General features: G+C 71.6%; 15 protein-coding genes. 6 read left to right on the top strand and 9 right to left on the bottom strand.

What is annotated here, in order from left to right; translation table 11 throughout:
- Window positions 1–54: 54 nt before the first annotated feature.
- The gene (locus ACGFZP_RS11415) at window positions 55–948 is read right to left on the bottom strand and encodes a hypothetical protein (protein WP_392931065.1); all 894 of its coding nucleotides are present in this window, start codon (window positions 946–948) and stop codon (window positions 55–57) included.
- A gap of 523 nt (window positions 949–1471) precedes the next feature.
- Between ACGFZP_RS11415 and ACGFZP_RS11410 the strand changes: the two genes are divergently transcribed.
- Window positions 1472–1708: a DUF397 domain-containing protein gene (locus ACGFZP_RS11410; protein ID WP_392932207.1), complete on the top strand. Its 237-nt coding sequence runs from the start codon at window positions 1472–1474 to the stop codon at window positions 1706–1708.
- Window positions 1709–1986: 278 nt separating this feature from the next.
- Here ACGFZP_RS11410 and ACGFZP_RS11405 read toward each other — a convergent pair whose 3' ends face one another.
- Window positions 1987–2502, bottom strand: coding sequence for an ATP-binding protein (locus ACGFZP_RS11405; RefSeq protein WP_392931063.1), 516 nt, complete (start codon window positions 2500–2502; stop codon window positions 1987–1989).
- A 417-nt stretch (window positions 2503–2919) separates the two neighbouring features.
- Here ACGFZP_RS11405 and ACGFZP_RS11400 point away from each other — a divergent pair, with 417 nt between their 5' ends.
- Window positions 2920–3786 (top strand): helix-turn-helix domain-containing protein, encoded by an 867-nt coding sequence (locus ACGFZP_RS11400; RefSeq protein WP_392931061.1) that lies wholly within the window; start codon window positions 2920–2922, stop codon window positions 3784–3786.
- Window positions 3787–3951: 165 nt separating this feature from the next.
- On the opposite strand, the gene ACGFZP_RS11395 is transcribed toward ACGFZP_RS11400, so the two are convergent.
- Both ACGFZP_RS11395 and ACGFZP_RS11390 read right to left on the bottom strand, forming a co-directional pair.
- Window positions 3952–4557 (bottom strand): TetR/AcrR family transcriptional regulator, encoded by a 606-nt coding sequence (locus tag ACGFZP_RS11395; protein WP_392931059.1) that lies wholly within the window; start codon window positions 4555–4557, stop codon window positions 3952–3954.
- 263 nt (window positions 4558–4820) lie between these two features.
- The gene (locus ACGFZP_RS11390) at window positions 4821–6338 is read right to left on the bottom strand and encodes an MFS transporter (RefSeq protein ID WP_392931057.1); all 1518 of its coding nucleotides are present in this window, start codon (window positions 6336–6338) and stop codon (window positions 4821–4823) included.
- Window positions 6339–6425: 87 nt separating this feature from the next.
- Between ACGFZP_RS11390 and ACGFZP_RS11385 the strand changes: the two genes are divergently transcribed.
- Window positions 6426–6857 (top strand): MarR family winged helix-turn-helix transcriptional regulator, encoded by a 432-nt coding sequence (locus tag ACGFZP_RS11385; RefSeq protein WP_392931055.1) that lies wholly within the window; start codon window positions 6426–6428, stop codon window positions 6855–6857.
- An 85-nt stretch (window positions 6858–6942) separates the two neighbouring features.
- On the opposite strand, the gene ACGFZP_RS11380 is transcribed toward ACGFZP_RS11385, so the two are convergent.
- The 5 genes from ACGFZP_RS11380 to ACGFZP_RS11360 form a co-directional block, all read right to left on the bottom strand.
- Complete coding sequence (locus ACGFZP_RS11380; protein WP_392931053.1) at window positions 6943–7893, bottom strand: M56 family metallopeptidase; 951 nt, start codon at window positions 7891–7893, stop codon at window positions 6943–6945.
- A 118-nt stretch (window positions 7894–8011) separates the two neighbouring features.
- Complete coding sequence (locus tag ACGFZP_RS11375; RefSeq protein ID WP_392931051.1) at window positions 8012–8704, bottom strand: DUF5134 domain-containing protein; 693 nt, start codon at window positions 8702–8704, stop codon at window positions 8012–8014.
- A 133-nt stretch (window positions 8705–8837) separates the two neighbouring features.
- Entirely contained in the window at window positions 8838–9578 is a 741-nt protein-coding gene (locus ACGFZP_RS11370; RefSeq protein ID WP_392932205.1) for an amino acid ABC transporter ATP-binding protein, read from the bottom strand.
- A 68-nt stretch (window positions 9579–9646) separates the two neighbouring features.
- A complete protein-coding gene (locus ACGFZP_RS11365) occupies window positions 9647–10549 on the bottom strand; it encodes an amino acid ABC transporter permease (protein ID WP_392932203.1) in 903 nt (300 codons plus the stop codon).
- An 11-nt stretch (window positions 10550–10560) separates the two neighbouring features.
- Window positions 10561–11448, bottom strand: a complete 888-nt coding sequence (locus ACGFZP_RS11360) for an ABC transporter substrate-binding protein (protein WP_392931050.1) — start codon at window positions 11446–11448, stop codon at window positions 10561–10563.
- Window positions 11449–11941: 493 nt separating this feature from the next.
- Here ACGFZP_RS11360 and ACGFZP_RS11355 point away from each other — a divergent pair, with 493 nt between their 5' ends.
- Genes ACGFZP_RS11355 through ACGFZP_RS11345 form a run of 3 tightly spaced genes read left to right on the top strand, consistent with a single transcriptional unit; the run spans window position 11942 to window position 15185 of the window.
- Window positions 11942–13342 carry a DUF6421 family protein gene (locus tag ACGFZP_RS11355; protein ID WP_392931048.1) on the top strand — a complete coding sequence of 467 codons (1401 nt, stop codon included), beginning with the start codon at window positions 11942–11944 and terminating at the stop codon, window positions 13340–13342.
- The gene (locus ACGFZP_RS11350) at window positions 13339–14097 is read left to right on the top strand and encodes an SDR family NAD(P)-dependent oxidoreductase (protein ID WP_392931046.1); all 759 of its coding nucleotides are present in this window, start codon (window positions 13339–13341) and stop codon (window positions 14095–14097) included. The genes ACGFZP_RS11355 and ACGFZP_RS11350 overlap by 4 nt, the downstream gene beginning before the upstream one ends.
- On the top strand, window positions 14094–15185 hold the full coding sequence (locus tag ACGFZP_RS11345; RefSeq protein ID WP_392932202.1) for a threonine aldolase family protein: 1092 nt from the start codon (window positions 14094–14096) through the stop codon (window positions 15183–15185). Before ACGFZP_RS11350 ends, ACGFZP_RS11345 begins: the two co-directional genes overlap by 4 nt.
- Window positions 15186–15448: the final 263 nt, after the last annotated feature.

The raw sequence follows: 15448 nt of genomic DNA, 5'->3' as shown, positions 1-15448 counted from the left end.
GCGGGGTGCGCTCCGGGCCCTTCGGTCTGCCGGGCGGGCAGGGCTGGACGGGCCCTACTCGGCGACGGGCTCCGCGGCCTCGTCGGCGGGCGCCTCGAAGACCCGGGCCGGCAGCGCGGCCAGATAGGTGGAGGCGATCAGCTGACCGACGGTCGGGTACCCGCCGAGCGGCGCCGCGCTCGGGCAGCCGGTCTCCTCGGCCGCCGTGGCGAGCAGCTCGGAGTCGGCCTCCGGGCCGATCACCAGCGGGGCCAGAGCCGGGCGCTGCGAGCCGGTCTCCTTGAGGTGGTTGACGGCGGCGGCCACCGAGCCGGGCACGTCGAGCGCGGCGGCGACGACCGGCACGGCCAGCCGGGCGGCCAGCAGCACACCGGTGATCCCGGCCGCGGCGGCCGCCTCCTCGCCGCCGACGGTGGTGAGCACGACGCCGTCCGCGGCGGTCGCGATGGCGAACAGCCGGGCGCGGTCGGCGCGGGCGAGATTGGCCTCGGAGAGCCGGACGTGGACGGCCTCGGCGAGCAGCGGGTGCGGGCCCAGCACATCGGTGACGGGGGCGCCGTAGTGGGCGGCCAGCGCGTGCAGCTCGGTCAGGAAGCCGTGCGGGCCGGGCACGAGGGGAACCACGATCGGCGCCGGCAGCCCGGCCTCGGCGGCGTGGGCCAGCAGCTCGGCGACGGTGAAGTCCTCGCCGGCCCGCTCGCCGTCGGTGCCGTCGCCCGGGAGGTAGCCGGCCGCCGTCTGCACGCCGCTCTGCTCGCTGCGCACGATCGAGAGCAGTTCCTCGACCACGGAGCGGGACTCGGGCCCGGCGGCCGCGGGCACGGCGAGCACCAGGGCCGGGGAGCCGGCGGGGATCTCGGGACGCTCAGGGCGGCGGTGGCGCCCCCGCGCACGGGAGCCTGGGTTGCGGACGGGCAGTGGCGCGCCCGGGATGGCTGCGGTGCTCATGGCGGAGATCGTAGGACATTGACCGGCCGGGCCTGCAGTCGGCTGCCGTTTCGGGAGGGTCTGGATGTTGAAAATCCGGACATTTCCCAACCAATCCCTGCTAGGCCCCCGGTGTCCCTCTTGACGCGTCGGGACGGGCGGTTCGTTGCACCCCGGGTGAGTGAGATGTCTCACAGGGTCGGTGCTGGCTGACGGAGGGTCACGGCGGCGCGACTCCGGGCGTTCGAAGATCAACATTCAGCGGGTGGTCGCCTACGGGCGGTTATCGGCGGCCTGTCGATTCAGTCGGCTATGTCCGCTTACGTGCCGTCAGAACGGTCACCTGTGGAGAGTTCCGGTTTGGCTGCGAAGAGCCCGTGCACCTGCAATGTCCCGTGCTGATGCACGTGCACTGGAGCTATCATCACGTCAAGTGAGGCGTTGTGCCGGGCCGGTACGGGGCCGGCCCAGCCGTTGCGGCTGAGGCCGGGGCGCCGAGCTGGACGACCACTCCGGAGCTCTTCGGGAGATTTCTATGCACGACATGTACGACGCGTACAACGGGATGGCGGCTGCAGACCTCAAGGATGTGGTCTGGCAGAAGAGCCTGCACAGCAACTCTCAGGGCAACTGTGTCGAGTTCGCCGCCCTCCCGGGGGGCGATGTGGCGATGCGCAACTCGCGCTTCCCGGACGGTCCGGCGCTCATCTACACCCGAGCCGAGATAGCGGCGCTGCTGCTGGGGGCCAAGGACGGGGAGTTCGACCACCTGGCGGTCTGACCGGCCGTCGCCTTCGCCATCGGGGGGCCGTCGTGGGTGCTGACACCGCGACGGCCTTTAGTCTTTCGGTCGCTGCCCGGACCGGCGTCCGCAGGGAATTCCGCAGTGGTGTCTGCGGTGGTGCCCGCAACGGTGCCCGCGGTGCTGCCCGGTGGGTGTGACCGTCTCCGGCGTGGCCCGCCCGTGCGCGGCTGCCCGTCGCGCCGTGCGCCCGGAACGGTGTGGTGCGTCCCGGTCCTGCCACTGCCGTCGTCCGTCCGATCGCCGCCCCGCCGCTGCTAGGCGGAGCGCCGGTGTCGACCGCCGATCTCCGGTACCGCGCTCTCCTCCGCCTCGAACAGCGCCCAGACCACCTTGCCGCCGCCCAGCGGATGCCAGCCCCAGGAGCGGCTGAAGGAGTCCACCAGGTGCAGTCCGCGGCCGGATTCGGCGACGAAGTCCGCCTCCCGCGCCACCGGCCCGATACTGCTGGGGTCGCTCACCGCGCACACGATCTGGGGGGCCCGGTGGACCAGGCTTATTCGGATCGGTAGCCGCCCGTCCGGCAGGGCCGGCCCGGGGAGGGCGTCCAGCGCGTGGCCCGACAGGTCGGGCCTGGCACCGATCGCGTGCCGCAGGGCGTTGGTCACCAGCTCGGAGGCCACCAGTGCGACATCGTCGAACAGCTCGCCCAGTCCCCAGCGCTGCAGAGCGGTCCTGGCGAATTCGCGTGCGGTTCTGACGGCTTCGTAGCGGGGAGCGAGCGTACAGGTGACCACATGGGGGTCGACTGCCAAAGCCGTACCGGTGCTCATGAAGAGCTCCTCCCATAAGGGGGCGGACACGGCTGGACCCGCCGGGGTCATGCCGGTCACCTCCGACTCGCTCGGCCGCACGGCCGCCCCCTCGACCAGGCGCGCGCGCACACGAAGGCCCGGTAACGCGGATGCGCTGCCGGGCTGGTGCACGGAGTCGCGCGTTCGGTCGACGCGGAGCCCGCGGGATTGCCAGGGATGTGCAGGTGCACGTGCACCATGGTCCTCTGCGCTCACTGCAGATGCAAGAGTCGATTCACGTGCAGTCGCACTATTGGCATATGCAAGCGTCGAATGCACGTGCATCCTGGTGTGCGGAGTGCAGAACTGATAGGAACATCCGTCAGTATCGGCACCGTCAGCGCTCAACTGATGGCAGACTGTGCGCTGTTTGCCCTAGGTGGAGGTTTCGACCGCATGACCACAGTTCAGCCGGGCGGCGGCTCGATGGTCCGCCGGATCCTCCTCGGCTCCCAGCTGCGCCGACTCCGCGAGGGGCGCGGCATCACCCGGGAGGACGCCGGATACGCCATCCGCGCCTCCGAGTCCAAGATCAGCCGCATGGAGCTCGGCCGCGTCAGCTTCAAGGAGCGCGACGTCGCCGACCTGCTCAGCCTGTACGGGGTGGACGACGGCGGCGAGCGGGAGGCCCTGCTCGGGCTGGTCCGCGAGGCCAACAAGTCCGGCTGGTGGCACAGCTTCAACGACGTTCTGCCGGGCTGGTTCCAGACCTACGTGGGCCTGGAGGAGTCCGCCGCGCTGATCCGCACCTACGAGGTGCAGTTCATCCCCGGACTGCTGCAGTCCGAGGAGTACGCGCGGGCGGTTTTCGGCCAGAGTCGGCCGGTCATCTCCGAGGAGGAGCTGGAGAAGCGGGTCAGCCTCCGGCTGCGCCGCCAGAAGCTGCTCGCCGAGGGCAACAGCCCGCGGCTCTGGGCCGTCATCGACGAGGCCGCGCTGCGCCGGCCGGTCGGCGGGCCCAAGGTGATGCGCGGTCAGGTGCAGTACCTGATCGACGTCGCCGAGCAGGCCAACGTGGTCATCCAGGTGATGCCGTTCCGCTTCGGGGCGCACGCCGGGGAGTCCGGGGCGTGCGCCATCCTGCGGTTCCCCGAGCAGGACCTCGCCGACGTGGTCTACCTGGAGCAGCTCACCAGTGCGCTGTACCTCGACAAGCGCGACGACGTGGACGCCTACATCCAGGTCATGGAGCGGCTCTGCGTGGACAGCCTGACGCCCGAGCGCACCATCGACCTGCTCGCGTCGATCCTCAAGGAGCGGTAGGGCGACTCTGCGAAGTCGTGTCGGACCCGGCGGGACTTTGCAAAGTCCCACCGGGTCCGACTGCAGCCTCGGCGACGCCCCTCGGGAGGCGCGCGGTCCTGTCCGGCCGGATCGGCCGGACAGGAACCGGCTCCTGACGGGCGGCGAACGGCCGCCGGTCCGGGTTCACCCCCGGGCCGGCGGCCGTTCGCGCTCCGGCGGCTCCGGCTGCGGCGGGCAGCCGAGGGCCCAGGCGAGGCCGTAGAGGCGGAACAGGTCGGCGCGGATCAGCGGAAGCGGCAGTTCGGCCCCCGGGAGGAGCAGGCCTATGCAGCCGCCCATCAGCGCGCTGCGCAGCACCGCGTGCTCGGCGATCGGGTCGGTCGCGCCCCACTCGCGCACCAGCCCCTGGAGGATCGCCGCCACCTGCTGCTGCTCCGGGTCCTGGACGAAGGTCCCGGTGTCCGGGTCCAGGATCAGTGCCAGATGTGAGCGCATCACCCGGGGGTGGTCCAGTGCCAGGCCCAGGACGGTGTCGATGCCCCGGGCCAGTCGCGCGTCCGGCGAGGCGTCCGCGGGCAGTTCGCCCAGGTTCGCGGAGAGCGCCTGGTGGATCATCCGGTGGGTGGCCGACTGCATCAGCAGCCGTTTGCCGTCGAAGTAGTAGGAGAGCAGTCCGCGGGCGAGCCCGGCCCGCTCTGCGATGTCGGTCAGCGTGGTTCCCGCGTATCCGTGCTGGTCGACCAGCTCGACGGTGGCGCGCATGATGCGCCGGCGGGAGCGTTGACGCATTTCCTCATTGACCGAATCCCCGCGAGGTGCCATCGTGTCAGCTCCGTAGGTTCGTTGGCTCTCGGCCAATATACTGGCGGAGCGAGCGGTCGAACCGGTGAACCCCGTAGTCGGGGTGCCGCGGGCCGGCTCGTACGGAGGTGCCGGCTCCACCAACACGGGGGTTTGGTGGAGCCGGCACCCTTTTGTCTGCCGCCGGGGCCGGGGCCGGGGCCGGGGCCGGGGCCGGGTCTGAGTCCGAGGTCCCGGGCCTGGAGCCCTGGTCAGCTCTTGCTCAGGACCTCGCCGCGGTTGTCGGCCAGATCCACGGCCGGGTAGTCGTAGTCCGGCACCGACACGGGGGCCGCACTCTTGCGTCGCCGGTCGAGCACGGCGCCCACGGCGGCGATCACGAAGCCCAGCAGGGCGACCGCGGTGACCAGGACCAGCGCGGGCCGGTAGCCGTCCAGTTGGGCCTGCGGGCTGTCGCCCCCGCCACTGCCGGCGGTGATCATCGCGGTGCCGCCGGCGAGCACGACCGCGGTGCCCACCTGGATCGCGGTGTTGACCAGCCCGGAGGCCAGACCCTGCTCCTTGTCGTCGACGCCGTCGGTGGCGGCGATGTTCACCGAGGGGAAGGCGAGGGCGAATCCGACGCCCAGCAGGAGCATGGACGGCAGCACCAGGGCGACATAGGAGCTGTGCTCGTCCAGCCGCAGGAACAGTGCGAAGGCGGCGACCAGCGACAGCAGGCCGATCGGCAGCAGCCGCCCGGTGCCGAAGCGGTCCACGATCGGTCCCATGAACGGGGCCGACAGCGCGATGAAGGCGCCGGCCGGCAGCAGCCCGAGGGCCATCTCCAGAGCCGACCAGCCGAGCAGGTGCTGCAGGTAGAGCGTGACGACGAACTGGAACCCGCCGTAGGCGCCGGTCATGGCGAACGCGACCACGTTGGCCCGGGCGACCGAGCCGTTGCGGAAGATGCCGAGCCGGACCAGCGGGTGCGCGGTCCGGCTCTCGATCGCCAGGAAGGCGGCGGCGAGCAGGGCGACCACGGCGAGCGAGCCGAGGGTGCGCAGGCTCAGCCAGCCCGCGCCCTGGGCCTCGGTGACGGTGAAGACGAGCAGCAGCACGGTGAGCGTGCCGGTGATGGCACCCGCCACGTCGTAGCCGCCCTTGGCGCGCTCCTCGACCTGGCGCGGCAGCAGCTTGACGGCGAAGGCCAGGGCCAGCAGGGCGACCGGGACGGGCATCAGGAAGGTCCAGCGCCAGCCGACCGAGGTGAGCAGGCCGCTGAGCACCAGGCCGAGGGAGAAGCCGCTGGCGCCGCAGGTGGTGTAGATCGACAGCGCCCGGTTGCGGGCCGGGCCCTCGGCGAAGGTGGTGGTGATGATCGACAGGCCGGCGGGCGCGGTGAAGGCGGCGCTGACCCCCTTGAGGAAACGGGCGGCGATCAGCAGGGCGCCGTCGTCGACCAGGCCGCCGGCCAGTGAGGCGGCGGCGAACACGGCCAGTGCGACCAGGAAGACCCGGCGGCGGCCGAGCAGGTCGGCGGCGCGTCCGCCGAGCAGCAGCAGGCCGCCGTAGCCGAGCACGTAGCCGGAGACCACCCACTGCAGGGTGGAGGTGGAGAGGTTCAGTTCGGAGCCGATGGACGGGAGGGCGACGCCCACCATGGAGACGTCCAGGGCGTCCAGGAACATCGCGGCACAGAGCACGATGAGGGTGCCCCAGAGGCGGGGAGTCCAGGCTGGCCCGCTGGTTGATGGGCCGTCAGATCGGGAGGCGGTCGCGGTGGTCATGGGGAGGACACTACATGCACATGCATTCAATGCAAGTGAATAAGATGTTAACGCATTAAGTGCTTCTGCATGTGGTACTGTGGACAGGTGACTGAACTCGACTCCGGCGCGGATGTGGACCTGGTCGCGTCCTGGCGCGCCCTGCTGGCCCGGCATGCCGCCACGGCCTGCCTGCTCGACCGTGAGCTGGGGGAGAAGCACGGCCTGGGCATGAGCGAGTTCGAGGTGCTGGAACGCCTGGTCGAGGAGCGGAACGCGGACACCGCCCACACGCTGCGGGTGCAGGAGCTGGCCGACACCGTGCACCTGAGCCAGAGCGCGCTCTCCCGGCTGATCGGCCGACTGGAGAAGGCGGGGCTGGTGACGCGCACGATGTGCCCGGACGACCGGCGCGGCATCCAGGTCGCACTGACCGAGGACGGCTGTCGGCGCTACGCCGAGGCCCGCCCGCTGCACCGCGAGGTGCTCGCGCTCACCCTCGGCGGCCCGCTGGAGGGTGGCTGTCGGCAGGGCTCCTGACGGCAGGGCTCCTGACGCTTGGGTCCCTGGCGGCGCCCGAGTATGCCTGACGGTCCGTCTGTTCCCTTTCCGGGTCGGGCTTTCCCTACCGGATCAGGCTGGAGAGCCCCGGAGCGGCGGCCAGCAGTACGGCCGTCGCGGGTGCGCCGAGGGCGGCGACCGTCAGCCGGAGCCGGTGCACCACGGGCAGCCGGGGCTGACCGGCGAGCAGCCGGTCCACCCGCTTCGGGGACTGCGCCAGGCCGGGCGGGCAGGAGCCGAACACCCCGCGGTCCAGGTTGAGTTCGGCCAGCGCCAGGGCCGTGGTGTGCCGGCCGTGCCGGCGGGCCGCCCGGTCGTCCGCGGCGAGCTCCACCAACTCGCCCACCTGGTCGCGGAATGCGCTGAACACCCCGACTCCGGGGAAGCCCGAGGCGAGCGCCTGGGCGCACTGCGAGAGCCAGTGGTGCCGGGCGCGGACGTGCCCGCGCTCATGGCTCAGCACGGCGGCCAACTCCCGGTCGGTCAGCTGCTGGAGCGCGCCCGTGGTGACCACCAGCCGGGAGTTGTGGCCGGGCAGCGACCAGGCCTCCGGGCGGACGTTCTCCAACACCACCAGGCGCTCCCGGCGTTGCCGAACGCTCTCCATCGACTCCGGCAGCGCGGGGGAGCGGCTGGCCAGTTGGGCGTGCCGCCGATTGCGCAGCGCCTTCGCCGAGCGGACCTCGCGGGTCAGCGCCAGCAGCGTCTGGACCCCGCCCGCCGCCAGGACCGCCGCACACAGCCGGCCCCAGCCCTCGGCCTCGTGCAGCCCGTAGGCGGCCTCCACGCCGTGCGGCGCACCCGCGAACACCAGGGCGCGCAGCTCCGGCAGCGCCGCCGAGGCGGCCAGGACCAGGCTCAGCGCGCAGCACAGCAGGACGGCCACCACCAGGCACTGCCACGCCAGCAGCGCCAGCACGGGCTCCCGCTCCGCCCAGTGGGCCCGGGCCAGCAGCCGGGGTGCCACGGTCGAGAGCAGCAGTCCGAGCAGCAGCAGGCCGAGCAGGGCCGTCATGGCATGGGCTCCCCGAGTACGCACGGAACGCGACAACGCGCTCCCTGCCAACCTACGGGCTGCCGACGCCGGGTGGAACGCCTTTCGGCCGCCCAGTGACCAACGCCACGCGGGGGGTTCACAAGGTCAGGAGCATCGCGAACATGCCGATCCCCATCGACAGCCGGCAGGCCCTGGTCAGTCCGGCGGTGCCGGTGAGCAGCCCGCCCGCCGAGGTGGTCAGCAGCCTGCTTCCGGTCCAGAGCGAGTAGCCGCCGAAGTACAGCAGGAGCACGCCGGTGAGCAGCGGCGTGCCCGCGGCCACGGTGTGGTGGGTATGGGCGCCTGCGGGCGCGGCGGCCATGGCGAGCGCCATGTACGTCATCGCCAGCGCCCCGACCGCATGGTGCAACCGGTGCGTCCGCCGGGCCGGTGTGGTCGGCGCCGTAGGTGTGGCCGATGCCGCCGGTGTGGCCGAGACCGTCGGCGCGGCGGCGCCGAGCAGGAAGCCGACGGCCGGTACGCCGAACAGCCAGGCCCAGACCGCGGCCGGCACCACCCCTTCGGTGACGGCCATCGCGGCCATGCCGAGGCCCATCAGCGCCTCGGCGGCGTCCGACTCGTGGGCGAGCAGCCGGTGCACGCCGCGGCCCGGCCCGGACCGGTCGGCTCCGCCGCCATGGGCGCCGTGCTGGTCGTCCCCGTGGCGGTCGTCGGTGAGCCGGTCACCGTGGGCCGTACAGGGCGAGCGGCGCAGCCGGGTCAGGCAGTAGGCCCCGGAGGCCGCGGTGAGAGCGGCCAGCAGCCAGCTGACCAGGACCGGTCCGTGCAACGGCGTCCTCCCCCGAGCGGCGCGTACGGGCGTACCGTCCACGATCACCGCTCGGGGCCCCGCTGAGCAGGGCGTGCGCGGGGCGCATGGTGGCGCCCGTCGGAGCGGACCCTCCGGCGGGCGCCGTCCGCGGTTACGGGTTCAGCCGTCCGGAGGCGACGATCCGGCTGAGGAACCGTTTGGTCCGCTCCTGCTGCGGGTCGCCGAACACCTGCTCCGGCGGCCCGTGTTCGAGCACCACCCCGGCGTCCAGGAAGCAGACCTGGTCGGCGACCTCGCGGGCGAAGCCCATCTCGTGGGTGGAGAGCACCATCGTCATGCCCTGCTCCTTGAGGTCGCGGACCACCGCCAGCACCTCGCCGACCAGCTCCGGGTCGAGCGCGGCGGTGATCTCGTCGAGCAGCAGCAGCCGGGGCCCGGTGGCCAGCGCCCGGACGATGGCCACCCGCTGCTGCTGGCCGCCGGAGAGCCGGTCCGGGTACTCCCCGGACTTCGCCGCCAGCCCGAGCCGCTCCAGCAGCTCCAGCGCCCGCGCCTCGGCCTCGGCCCGGGGCAGGCCGTGCACCCGGCGCGGGGCCAGGGTGATGTTCTCCAGCACGGTCATGTGCGGGAACAGGTTGTACGACTGGAACACGACGCCGATCCGGCGGCGCACGGCGTCCTCGTCCGTCCGCGGGTCGGTGATCTCCTCGCCGTCGAGGAAGATCGCGCCGTCGTCGATCTCCTCCAGCAGGTTGGCGCACCGCATCAGCGTGGACTTGCCGGAGCCGGACGCCCCGATCAGCGCCGTCACCGAGTGCTCGGGCACGGCCAGGTCCACATCGCGCAGCACCACCTGGGTGCCGAAGGCCTTGCGGACCGACTCCAGCCGCAGGACCGGTCCGGCGGCCGGAGCCGGGTCCGCCGTCCCGGCGCGGTCGGCCGGGACACCGTTGCTGGTGGTCACACCGCACCTCCCTGGTGCTGGCGGCGGTTCATCCGGGCGGTCATCCAGTCGGTGAGGCGGGTGAGCGGGATGGTCAGCGCGATGAACACCAGCGCCGCCACCACGTACGGGGTGTAGTTGAACGCCCGGGAGGCGATGATCTTCGCCGCGTACACCGCGTCGATCGCCCCGCCGATGGACACCAGGCCGGTGTCCTTCTGCAGGCTGACCAGGTTGTTCAGCAGCGGCGGCACCACCCGGCGCACCGCCTGCGGCAGCACCACGTACCGCATCGCCTGGGCGTTGCTCAGCCCCAGCGACCGGGCGGCCGCCCGCTGGCTCGGGTGCACCGAGTCGATGCCGGCCCGGAACACCTCGGACACGTACGCCGAGTACGTCAGCACCAGCGCCGCGCCGCCGAGCAGCAGCGGGTCGGTGGTCACCCCCGCCAGCCGCAGCGCCGGCACTCCGGTGATCATGATCAGCAGACAGATGATCATCGGCAGGCCGAGGAAGAAGTCCACATACGCCGTGGCCAGCAGCCGGACCGGCAGGAAGACCGGTCCGCGCAGCGTCCGCAGTACCGCCAGCAGCAGGCCGAAGACCAGGATCAGCGCCCCGCAGCCGAGCATCAGCTCCAGGTTGATCCGCAGCCCCTTCAGTACCTCGGGCAGCGCCCGGCGGGCGTACTCGGCATTGAAGAAGGTCTCCCGGGTGCGCTCCCATCCGGGGGAGCTGACCACCAGCAGGTACAGCGCCACCGCCGTCACCAGGGTCGAGGCGCCGGCGATCAGCGCCGAGCGGCGGGCCCGCCGACGCCGGTACGCCTGGTGCGCCAGCCGGCGATCGGACGGGCGGTAGCGGTCGTCCGGCCCGGTCGGCGACTCCTTGCGCAGGGCGCTCGCGGACTCGGTGCCCATCGCTGCGTCGCTCACTTCAGCACGGGCGCGGCGACGGCGTCGGAGAGCCACTGCTTCTCCAGCCCCGCCAGGGTCCCGTCCGCCCGCAGGGCGTCCACCGCCTGCGTCACGCAGCCGGTCAGCTTGGAGCCCCTGTCCAGCACCAGGCCGAACTGCTCACCCTGCGAGCCGCCCTGCGGTGCGCCCTCGAACTGGCCGACCACCTGGGCGTCCGTCACCTCGGCGCCGGTGATGTAGAAGGCCGTCGGCAGGTCCACCACCAGCGCCTCGACCTGGCCGTTCTTCAGCGCGGCCTTCGCCAGGTCGTTGGAGTCGAAGACGGCGGGCTGGGTGCTCGGCTTGATGGTGCCGGTGACCACGTCCAGGCTGGTCGTGCCGACCTGCGCGCCCAGCTTGGCGCCCTTCAGATCGGCGATGCTCCTGGCCCCCGCGGCCTTGGAGTTCTTCAGCGCGATCACCGCCTGGCGCACGTCGTAGTAGCCGGAGGAGAAGTCCACCGCCTGCTTGCGCTCGGCGCTGATCGACACCTGGTTGATGTCGAAGTCGAAGTCCTTGGCACCGGGCGTGGTCGCCTTGCCGAACGGCGCCACCACCCAGGTCACCTTCTCCTTGGGGTAGCCCAGCTTCGCCGCGACCGCGTACGCCACCGCGGACTCGAAGCCCTTCCCGTTCTCCGGCTTGTCCTCGGAGAACCACGGGTCGTACGCGGGCTTGTCGGTGCCGACCGTCAGCGTGCCCGCGGTGCGGGTGGCCAGTGCACCCGGCGCGCAGCCGCCCGCGCCGCCCGAGGCGGCGGTGTCGGACTTCGCGTCCTGCGGGGCGCACGAGGTCAGCGCGGCCGCGGCGGCCAGCAGCACGGCCAGCGGCAGCGCGGAGAGCGGCTTGCGGAGGGAGGACATGGCAGGCTCCAGGGAGAGGACCGGGCAAGGGGGAGACGGTGCGGTGCGGTGCTGTGCAGGGCGGTGCGAGGCGCAGGGGACGCTGTGGGTGGACCGCGCCTCGGCGGGTCACTTCCCCCCGGTGGCGGCGCCGGAACACAGGCGGCATGGTCGGCGTACGGGGCCGCATCCGCGGTGCCCCCCGAGCCGGATCAGCAGCAGCGGCAGAGGCCGCGCGCACAACCGCAGGCGTGACAACACGAGGGCACCCGGTGCAGGTCGATGTGGCGCCGGGCCACCAGGATCACCGCCGGGAGCATGGCGGGAGGTTCGCATCCCCACGGTGCCGCTGTCCAGAACATCCAGATACCCGTCCACATGCCGGACATCCGGTGCAGGCCCCCGCCGCAGGGGCCGCCTCGGGACGATTGCCGGTGGAGCCCCCCTTGAACAGCAGAACCTTTCGTACTTATGGTGTTCTCGTTGAAATAACTCCTGTCGAAGTGAGTCCACGATGCAGAATCTTTCGCCAAGGCTCGCTGCGGCGGCCGACGCCCCGCTCTCGAGCCACGCCGGCCACCCGGCCTGGCTGCGCCTCAAGGACGCCGTCGAGGGTCTGCGCCCGCTGCAGTCCAAGGACGGCTCGATCGACCTGGCCGCCGTCCAGCGGCACGCGGTCGACCCGCTGGTAGCCACCGTCCGCAGCGCCGTGGAGGAGCTCGCCCCGCTCTTCCCGCACGATGCCGCCTACCTGGCCGCCGTCGACTCCGACCTCGCCAAGTGGGCCGACACCGGCTACCGGGAGCCCGACTTCCTGGACTCGCTGCTCGCCTTCCAGCCCGCCGAGCAGCGTGAGGACGGCCTGGAGCACCTCGTCGTCTTCCCGATGTACACGCAGAACGGCAACCCGGACCGCAACCTCGAGGCGGTCCTGCTGCGCGTGGTGTGGCCCGACTGGCTGGCCGAGCTGGAGCGGACCCGCTTCGACAACCCGATGTTCGTGCCGATCACCTTCACCGACTTCACGGCCGGCTACGACACCAACTCCGCCGTCCTCTTCCCCGAGACCGTGGCCGTGCGCAAGGCGCCGGAACGTTTCACCTGGGGCGGCATCTTCTGCGACCGCGAGGCCGCCCGCTTCCGTGCCGTCTCCACCAGCGCCGTCCAGCTGCTCGGCCTGGAGATCCCGGCCGACGCCGAGGGCCTACTGCAGGACCAGGAGCGCGCCCAGCAGACCTTCGTCCTGTGGGACCTCGTCCACGACCGCACCCACAGCCACGGCGACCTGCCGTTCGACCCCTTCATGATCAAGCAGCGCAGCCCGTTCTGGATGTACGGCCTGGAGGAGCTCCGCTGCGACCTCACCGCCTTCAAGGAGGCCGTGAAGCTGCAGGCCGAGGGCTACGACCAGGGCCGCGACGTCCAGTACGCGATCCTCTTCGACCGGATGTTCCGCTTCCCGGTCAGCGGCGACCGCGTCCGCAACTACGACGGCATGGGCGGCCAGCTGCTCTTCGCCTACCTGCACAAGCACGACGCGCTGCGCTGGCGTGACAACCGTCTCAGCATCGACTGGGACCGCGTCGCCGAGGTCACCAACGCGCTCTGCGGCGAGATCGAGACCCTGTACCGCGACGGCATCGACCGTCCCAAGACCGCCCACTGGATCGCGGCCTACCAGCTGGTCTCGCGCTACCTCACCCCGCACCCCGCCTCCACGTGGGCGAAGGGCACCGACGCGCTGCCGCTCGACATCTCCGAGGGCAAGGCGCTGAACAAGGCCCTGTGCGACGCCGTCCACCCGGACGAGTTCCCGCTGAGCATGTTCTACGAGGCCCTTTCCAAGAAGCTCAGCGGCGTCATCGCCGCCACCACCGGCATCACCGGCGCCGGCATCCAGGGAGTCGCCGCATGACCACCGCATCCGCCAAGCCCCTGACCGGCAAGGTCATCGCCGTCGCCGGAGCCAGCGGCCCGGCCGGCCAGGCCGTCCTGCGCCGCCTCGCGGCCGACGGTGCCACCGTGATCGGCGCCGACATCGACGCGCAGCGGCTGGAGAAGGCGCTCGACGCCGTGCGCGGGGCCGTCCCCGGCGCACGGGTCAGCGGGCAGGTCATCGACCTGCTCGACCCGCAGGAGGTCCACGACTGGGCCGACCATCTGGAGGCCGAGCACGGCCACGTCGACGGCCTGTTCCACCTGGTCGGCGGCTGGCGCGGCAGCAAGAGGTTCTTCGACACCCGGATCGACGACTGGGACTTCCTGCACGACACCGTGGTGCGCACGCTCCAGCACACCTCGCTGGCGTTCCAGCCGGCCCTGATCCGCAGCGAGTCCGGCCGGTACGCCATGATCTCCGCCTCCTCGGCCCACAAGCCGACCTCCGGCGGCGCCGCCTACGCGGCGGCCAAGGCCGCCACCGAGGCCTGGACCCTCGCGATGGCCGACTCCTTCAAGAAGGAGACGACCTCGGCCGATGGCGAGCCCACCGCCGCGGCTGCGATCCTGGTGATCAAGGCGCTGGTCAGTCCCGAGATGCGGGCCGAGAAGCCGGAGGCGAAGTTCGCCGGTTTCACGGACACCGCCGACCTCGCCGACCACCTCGCGGGCCTCTGGGACCGCCCCGCAGCAGAACTGAACGGACAGCACCTGTGGCTGACAGCCCGATGACCGACCCCACCTCCACGACGGAGTCCCGTACGGACGCCGTACGGCGGCACGACCCCTCCGTCCGCGGTTTCGCCAGCGACAACTACGCCGGCGTGCACCCGGAGATCCTCGCCGCGATAGCCCTCGCCAACGGCGGCCACCAGGTCGCGTACGGCGAGGACGACTACACGGCGCACCTGCAGGACGTGTTCCGCAAGCACTTCGGGGACAAGGCCGAGGCGTACCCCGTCTTCAACGGCACCGGCGCCAACGTCACCGCCCTGCAGGCCCTGCTCCCGCGCTGGGGCGCGGTGATCGCGGCCGACAGCGCCCACATCAACGTGGACGAGGGCGGCGCCCCGGAGAAGATGGGCGGCATCAAGCTGCTCACCGTCCCCACCCCGGACGGCAAGCTCACCCCCGAGCTCATCGACCAGCAGGCCTGGGGCTGGGGGGACGAGCACCGGGCGCAGCCGCTGGTGGTCTCGATCACCCAGAGCACCGAGCTCGGCACCCTCTACACCGCGGACGAGATCCGGGACATCGTCGACCACGCCCACCAGCACGGCATGCTGGTCCACGTGGACGGCTCGCGCCTGGGCAACGCCGCCGCCTCGCTCGGTCTGCCGCTGCGGGCGTTCACCACGGACGTCGGCGTGGACGTGCTGTCCTTCGGCGGTACGAAGAACGGCCTGCTGTTCGGCGAGTGCGTGGTCGTGCTCAACCCCGAGCAGGTCCGGAACATCAAGTACCTGCGCAAGACCTCGATGCAGCTCGCGTCGAAGATGCGCTTCGTGTCCGTGCAGTTCGAGGCGCTGCTGACCGGCGACCTGTGGCTGCGCAATGCGGGGCACGCCAACGCGATGGCCCGCCGGCTGGAGACCGCCGTCCGGGAGATCGACGGCGTGACGATCGTCCGCCCGGTCCAGGCGAACGCGGTCTTCGCGATCCTCCCGCGCGAGGTGAGCGAGCGGCTGCAGAAGCGTTACCGCTTCTACTTCTGGAACGAGCACACCGGAGAGGTGCGCTGGATGTGCGCCTTCGACACCACGGAGGCCGACATCGACGCCTTCGCGGCGGCCATCGTCGAGGAGATGGGCCGCGCCTGACGGCGTTCGAGCAGCTGATCGTCCCGTCCCGCGGATGCGGGACGGGACGATTTGCTTGTGACGGTCCCGTCCCCGTACAGTTCCGGAGTCGCACCGAGAGGGGCGGCGGAAAGCAAGTCCGATGAATGAAACTCCGGAAAACGGAGTGGAAAACATCTGATAAGCTTCAAACACGAAAGAACGAAGCGCCCGGAGGGCCCGCTGGAAGGCGGTCCGAAGGAAGTGTCCGTTCCTTGAGAACTCAACAGCGTGCCAAAAGTCAA

This window comes from Kitasatospora sp. NPDC048239 (assembly GCF_043202015.1).
GTDB lineage: Bacteria > Actinomycetota > Actinomycetes > Streptomycetales > Streptomycetaceae > Kitasatospora.
This window is presented reverse-complemented; position numbering and strand designations above follow the sequence as displayed.

What these genes read in the sequence shown, in the direction of transcription:
- ACGFZP_RS11415 (WP_392931065.1), bottom strand. Translation starts at nt 948, where the DNA reads ATGAGCACCGCAGCCATCCCGGGCGCGCCACTGCCCGTCCGCAACCCA.
- ACGFZP_RS11410 (WP_392932207.1), top strand. Translation starts at nt 1,472, where the DNA reads ATGTACGACGCGTACAACGGGATGGCGGCTGCAGACCTCAAGGATGTG.
- ACGFZP_RS11405 (WP_392931063.1), bottom strand. Translation starts at nt 2,502, where the DNA reads ATGAGCACCGGTACGGCTTTGGCAGTCGACCCCCATGTGGTCACCTGT.
- ACGFZP_RS11400 (WP_392931061.1), top strand. Translation starts at nt 2,920, where the DNA reads ATGACCACAGTTCAGCCGGGCGGCGGCTCGATGGTCCGCCGGATCCTC.
- ACGFZP_RS11395 (WP_392931059.1), bottom strand. Translation starts at nt 4,557, where the DNA reads ATGCGTCAACGCTCCCGCCGGCGCATCATGCGCGCCACCGTCGAGCTG.
- ACGFZP_RS11390 (WP_392931057.1), bottom strand. Translation starts at nt 6,338, where the DNA reads ATGACCACCGCGACCGCCTCCCGATCTGACGGCCCATCAACCAGCGGG.
- ACGFZP_RS11380 (WP_392931053.1), bottom strand. Translation starts at nt 7,893, where the DNA reads ATGACGGCCCTGCTCGGCCTGCTGCTGCTCGGACTGCTGCTCTCGACC.
- ACGFZP_RS11365 (WP_392932203.1), bottom strand. Translation starts at nt 10,549, where the DNA reads ATGGGCACCGAGTCCGCGAGCGCCCTGCGCAAGGAGTCGCCGACCGGG.
- ACGFZP_RS11360 (WP_392931050.1), bottom strand. Translation starts at nt 11,448, where the DNA reads ATGTCCTCCCTCCGCAAGCCGCTCTCCGCGCTGCCGCTGGCCGTGCTG.
- ACGFZP_RS11355 (WP_392931048.1), top strand. Translation starts at nt 11,942, where the DNA reads ATGCAGAATCTTTCGCCAAGGCTCGCTGCGGCGGCCGACGCCCCGCTC.
- ACGFZP_RS11350 (WP_392931046.1), top strand. Translation starts at nt 13,339, where the DNA reads ATGACCACCGCATCCGCCAAGCCCCTGACCGGCAAGGTCATCGCCGTC.
- ACGFZP_RS11345 (WP_392932202.1), top strand. Translation starts at nt 14,094, where the DNA reads ATGACCGACCCCACCTCCACGACGGAGTCCCGTACGGACGCCGTACGG.